The organism is Chitinophaga sp. 01L420, from assembly GCF_056399985.1.
On the sequence record NZ_JBFTSK010000103.1, the window covers coordinates 1 to 6,901 of the forward strand.

Genomic DNA, 6,901 nt, shown 5'->3' on the forward strand with positions numbered 1-6,901 from the left:
GTGCATCATCTGGCGATAGATGGCGTGTCGTGGCGGATATTGATGGAAGACCTGTCGCTGTTGCTGGAGGGTACTCAGTCCGGACAGGCAGTGTCACTGGGCAGCAAAGGCCACTCTTACCGGCAATGGCAGGAAGGATTGGTGGCATATGGACAGCGCTCGCGTGTAAATAAACAGCAGGACTACTGGCAGGAGATCACCGCACAGCATCGCCCCTTACCAGTGGATAGCGTTCATGAAGGCCCAGTACGTTTACGGAATATGAGCACTTATGCAGTGAAGCTGGAAGCAACCGCCACGCAAAAATTATTACAGGAAGTGCCGCGCGTATATCATACAGAGATCAACGATCTGTTACTGGCAGCATTGGCATGGACGCTGTGTGACTGGAGCGGGCAGGAACAGGTGACAATCGGATTAGAAGGGCATGGCCGTGAGGATGCCGTGGTAGGCATGGACAGCAGCCGCACAGTGGGTTGGTTTACCAACATGTATCCGGTGTTGTTAGGTGCAGATGGAGTAACCGTAGCCGACTGGATCAAATCTGTTAAAGAGCGGTTGCGGGAGGTACCTGATAAAGGCATGGGATACGGTGTTCTAAAATACCTTAACCGGGAAGAAAGCTTACAGGGAACCACGCCATGGGATATTACTTTTAATTACCTGGGACAGCTGGATAATGTAGTAAAAGGTAAAACGTGGTTGCAGGGAGCAGATGAATCATCCGGTCACAGTATATCAGGTGATTATTGCGTATCAGAAAAGTTATCAGTGAACAGCATGATCCGTAATGGTGAGTTGATATTAAACTGGACTTATAGCGGTGTGCATTATGAAGCGGATACCRTACAGGCATTAGCTAATACATATATATCGGGCCTGGAAAAATTAATGGCCCATTGCATGGAGCAGGGACATAACAGTACCGTATACACGCCATCGGATTACGGGTTAACTGGAGAGGTAAGCTATCAGGAACTGGATGCGTTTTTGTCGGAATGGCAGGGGAAACAACGTAGGGGTACCCAGCTGGAAGGCTTGTACCGCCTCAGCGGATTACAGGCAGGTATGCTGTTTCATGGGTTATATGATAATATCTCCCAGGCCTATATTGAGCAGTTGAGTTGTGACCTCGCAGGAGTGAATGTGCAGTGGTTAATTGCAAGCTGGGAAGAGTTGATGAGGCGACATAGCATACTGCGGAGTGGATTTTATCACAACCGTTTCAGGGTGCCGGTTCAATGCGTCTATCGTGAAGTAAAGCTGCCGATAACAGAACTGGACTATCGCGGGCTGGACGAAACAGCGCGTGCGGCAGCAGTGGCAGCTTATGAACAGATGGATCGGCAGAAAGCATTTGATTTTGAGTCAGCGCCGTTGATGCGATTGGGGTTATTACAGCTGAGCGATGACCGGTGGCGGATGATCTGGACACATTATCACATGCTACTGGATGGTTGGTCTGTGCAGGTACTGATCGGAGAATTACTGGAAGTATATGAATCAATGGCATCTGGTGCCGGGATCACACCTACAACGGCAGCAGACAATTACGAAGATTATATCCGTCTTCTGGAAAGACTGGACAAGGAGCAGGAAGAACAGCATTGGCGTGGATACCTGTCCGGTATCACCAGTGGCAGCCTGCTGCCGTTTATCGGATCTGTAGCGGATCGAAATAAGGGAACTGGTACCTATAAACGAGAAACACTGGTATTGGATACCACATTAACGGCATCGGTAGATCGTTATGCGCAGGAGCACCGGCTTACGGTAAACACGGTGATGCAGGGTGTGTGGAGTTACCTGTTGTCGCGCTACACAGGTAGTAATGCGGTGACTTATGGAGTAACAGTTTCCGGTCGTCCTGAAGGGTTATCTGAAGTAGAGAGCCGGGTGGGATTGTATATCAATACGCTGCCACTGCATGCACGGATCAATGGAAACGAGCCGATCGAAACCTGGCTGTTGGCTATCCAGCATGGGCAGTTAGCCAGCCGTGAATATCAGTATACAGGACTTAGTACTATCCAGCGATGGGCGGGAGTTTCAGGTGATCTGTTCGACAGCCTGCTGGTGTTTGAAAATTATCCTGTCAACAAAGTAATCTCATTACGTAGCTGGTCACTGCAGGCGGAAAATGTACAAATTAAGGAGCATACCAATTATCCTTTCAATATCATCATCGGCGCCGCAGAAGAGATCAGTATTCAATTTATTTATAACAGCCATCTGCTGGAAGAAGGATATGTACAGATGATCCGTGGCCATTTTGAGCAGGTACTCCGGCAGATGATAACAGGAGAATGTAGTCGTGTTGGTGCATTACATCTGTTAAGGGCTTCGGAAGAAGAGCAGCTTCTTTCAACATTCAACCATACAGCAGCAGTTTATCCTACACACAAAACATTGGTAGCGCTGTTTGAAGAGCAGGCATCCAGGATTCCGAACGAAACAGCAGTGGTGTTTGATTCGCCGGATAAAACCAGCAGGTTAACGTACCAGCAATTGAACGAACGTAGTAATCAACTCGCGCACTATTTAAAGCAAGAGGGTGTAACCGCAGAAACGCTGGTGCCTGTATGCCTGGAGCGTGGGATTGATATGTTGGTAGCCGTATGGGGCATCTTAAAAGCAGGTGGCGCTTATGTACCCATTGACCCGGAGTATCCAGTAGCACGTATCAGCTATGTGTTGAGAGATACGGAAGCCGGCATCGTGTTAAGCAGCGCAGCCTGTTTGTCGAAACTGTCGGCTGGTAGCGATTATCAGGTGATTAGCCTGGATGGGGATTGGAATAGAATCAATGAGCAACCAGCTACGCCGGTGGCCGTGTCTCTTCATCCGGATCAGCTGGCATATGTTATTTATACTTCCGGTTCCACCGGTACGCCTAAAGGAGTGATGATTAAACATAACGGGGTGGTAAACCTGGCTTACAGCCAGGCGGCAGCGCTATCCTTACGGGAAGGCATCCGTGTATTTCAATTTGCTTCTTTTGGTTTTGATGCTTCCTGTTACGAGATCTTTTGTACACTGCTGCATGGCGGTCGGCTGGTGCAGTCAGATAGAGATACTATACTGGATCCTACAGCTTTCTTAGATCTTCTTAACAGACAGCAGGTGGAACTGATAGTATTGCCTCCCAGCTATCAATCGCAACTGAAGGCCCCACTGCCTTACTTAAAAACAATTGTGTCGGCAGGAGAAATGTTGCATGTAGGAGCGGCGGAAGAAATATTACAGCAGGGCATTAAATTGATTAATGCGTATGGTCCGACAGAAAATTCTGTATGCGCCATTTTATCAGAGTTTCCATTACGGGAAGACGGATCGGTGACTATTGGTAAGCCCATTGATAACGTGCAGATATATATCATCAACGATGATGACGGCTTGCAGCCAATAGGGGTAACCGGAGAAATCTGTATCAGTGGTGCGGGATTGGCAGGGGGCTACTGGCGGCGGGATGAGCTGACGGTAGATAAATTTGTAACAAATCCTCATAGTAAAACACCGGGAACCCGGATGTATAAAACGGGGGATTTGGGTCGTTGGCTTCCTGATGGAAATATTGAGTACCAGGGTCGTCGGGATGAGCAGGTGAAGATCCGTGGTTACCGTATTGAACCGGGCGAGATTGAGAAAGTGCTACAACAGAGCGATCTGGTAAGCCAGGCAGTAGTACTGGCCCGTAGCGATAGTGCCGGCAATATGCGGTTGGTCGGCTATGTGGTAGCGAAAGAAACGTTTAACAGGGAGACGATCGTTGCTTATCTGAAGGATCGCCTGCCGGAATATATGGTACCAGGACTATGGGTGGAGTTGGAGAAATTGCCTCTAACACCCAATGGGAAAGTAGACAGGAAAATATTGCCGGATCCGGATGTATCGGAACATCTGAAAGAACAATATGTGGCGCCACGTAATACAGTGGAAACAGCATTGGCAGCTATCTGGCAGGAGTTATTGGGAGTACAACGGGTAGGGATATACGATAATTTCTTCGAGCTGGGTGGTGATTCCATCATTTCTATCCAGGTGGTAAGCCGGGCACGCCGTGCAGGCTACACATTGCGCCCCCGGGATTTGTTCGTACAACAAACGATAGCAGGTCTGGTAAATGTATTGCAGGAACAGGACAGGGAAGAAGGTACTGGAGAACAGGATCTACTTTCGGGCGCAAGTGGTTTGCTGCCTATTCAGCAATGGTGGTTGGAGCAGGGGCAACCTGCTGTATCGCATTTTAACCAGAGTATTTTATTAGGGCTGTCGAAAGATATTAGCGCGGCAGCTGTTGAATCGGCGGTGCAGCAACTACTGCAACAGCACGATGCACTTCGTTTCCACTACCAGCAGGGCGCTGATGGCTGGGAGCAAATCTACGGGGATCTTAGCAGTATTCTGGTACGAGAGGACCTGTCGGAAATAAATCTGTCAGCATTGCCGGAAATGATTACGGCAAGATCAGATTATTATCAGGGCAGCCTGGATATTTTAAAGGGCGACCTGATACGGGTAGTGCTGTTTGAAACACCCGTGGAGGAGCCGCAAAACCGGTTGTTGATGGTGGTGCATCATCTGGCGATAGATGGCGTGTCGTGGCGGATATTGATGGAAGACCTGTCGCTGTTGCTGGAGGGTACTCAGTCCGGACAGGCAGTGTCACTGGGCAGCAAAGGCCACTCTTACCGGCAATGGCAGGAAGGATTGGTACTGGAAGGACATGGCCGTGAGGATACCGTGATAGGCATGGACAGCAGCCGCACAGTGGGTTGGTTTACGAACATGTACCCGGTGTTATTAGGTATGAAAAACGAACCGGCACACGAAGCAAAAATATTAACCGTGGCCGACTGGATCAAGTCGGTGAAAGAACAACTGCGGGAGGTGCCTGATAAAGGCATGGGATACGGGATATTAAAATACCTTAACCGGGAAGAAGGTTTACAGGGAATGTCTCCGTGGGATATTACTTTTAATTACCTGGGGCAGATGGATAGTCTGGTCAGGGGTAAAGAGTGGCTTACCGGTGCAACCGAATCTGCTGGTCGTAGTATGGCGGGTAACTACCGGATATGGGACCGGTTATCCGTGAACAGTATGATTCGTGGGGGAGAACTGATATTGAACTGGAGTTATAGTGGTATGCATTATGAGGACGATACGATCCAGACATTAGCCAGTGGATATATCTCCAACCTGGAAAAGCTGATCGCCCATTGTGTAGAACAGGAGTATAACGGAATCGTATATACGCCATCAGATTATGGATTAACAGGAGAGGTAAGTTATCCGGAGATGGATGCATTTTTGTCGGAATGGCAGTCTGGACAACGCAGGGGAGATCAGTTGGATGGCTTGTATCGCTTGAGTGGTTTGCAGGAGGGAATATTATTCCATGGGCTGTATAGTGCAGGCATGTTTGCCTATACAGAACAGTTGAGCTGCGACCTGGTAGACCTGAATGTGCAGTTATTGATTGAAAGCTGGGAAGAGCTGATGAGGCGCCATAGCATTCTGCGGAGTGGATTTTATCACAATCGTTTCCGTGTGCCGGTGCAATGTGTTTACCGTGAGGTAAAAATGCCGGTGGAAGAACTGGATTACCGGGAGATGGAGCAAACCGCACGTGTGGCAGCAGTAGCTGCTTATGAGCAGATGGACCGGCAAAAAGCATTTGACTTTGAGTCGGCGCCGCTAATGCGATTGGGCCTGTTACGGCTCACGGATGAGCGTTGGCGCATGATCTGGACACATCATCATATGTTAATGGATGGCTGGTCTGTACAAGTGTTGATCGGCGAACTATTAAATGTGTATGAAGCGCTGACCGCCGGTACCGAAACATCTGTTGTGGCGACAGATAAATACGAAGATTATATCCGCTACATGGAAAGCCGCGACAAGGAGCTGGAAGAGCAGCACTGGCGTGGATACCTGTCCGGTATTGCAGGTGGCAGCCTGTTGCCGTTTATCGGATCAGTAGCGGAACGTAATAAAGGAATTGGCGCTTATAAAAGAAACACCGTTGTATTGGATACTACGTTAACAGCATCCGTAGAACGTTATGCACAACTGCACCGGATCACCGTAAACACAGTGATGCAGGGTGTGTGGAGTTACCTGTTGTCGCGCTATACCGGCAGTGACGCGGTGACATACGGTGTAACCGTTTCCGGCCGTCCGGAAGGGTTATCTGAAGTAGAGAGCCGGGTGGGATTGTATATCAATGCACTGCCGCTGCACACGAGGATCTCAGAAGGCGAGCCGATAGAAACCTGGCTATCTGGTATTCAGCAAGGACAGCTTGCGTGTCGTGAATACCAGTATGTAGCACTGAGTACTATCCAGCGTTGGGTCGGCGTTACCGGCGATTTGTTCGACAGTCTGCTGGTATTTGAAAACTATCCTATCAATAAGGTGGTTTCATCACGCCGTTGGTCGTTGCAAGCGGAAGGTGTGCAGGTAAAGGATTATAATAATTACTTGTTAACGATCTCTATTGTCGCTTCAGCCGAAATCAGTATTCATTTTACCTATAACAGTTCTTTGCTGGAAGACGGTTACGTAGGGCGGATCTGCGGGCATTTTGAAGAAGTGCTCAAACAGGTGGTGCTGGAACAGTGCCACCTTGTTGGTGACTTGCAGCTGTTAACAATGCCAGAAAAAGAACAATTGTTATCTGCATTCAATAACACATCCGTCGACCATCCTGAAAACAGGACGGTAGTGGAGCTATTTGAAGAACAGGTAGCCCGTACACCGGATGCTATCGCTGTAATATCCGGGAAGCAGGAGCTGAGTTACCAGGAACTGAATGAACGTAGTGATCAGCTTGCGTACTATCTAAGACAGCAGGGCGTTAAGGCAGACACATTGGTACCAATCTGCGTAGAAC

Annotated in this window: 1 protein-coding gene; it reads left to right on the plus strand. The window is 48.8% G+C overall.

All coding sequences use genetic code 11. From position 1 onward, the window contains the following. Positions 1-6,901, plus strand: a 6,901-nt coding sequence (locus AC1DP6_RS36230; protein WP_477059268.1) for an amino acid adenylation domain-containing protein, incomplete at both ends; no start/stop codon positions are given.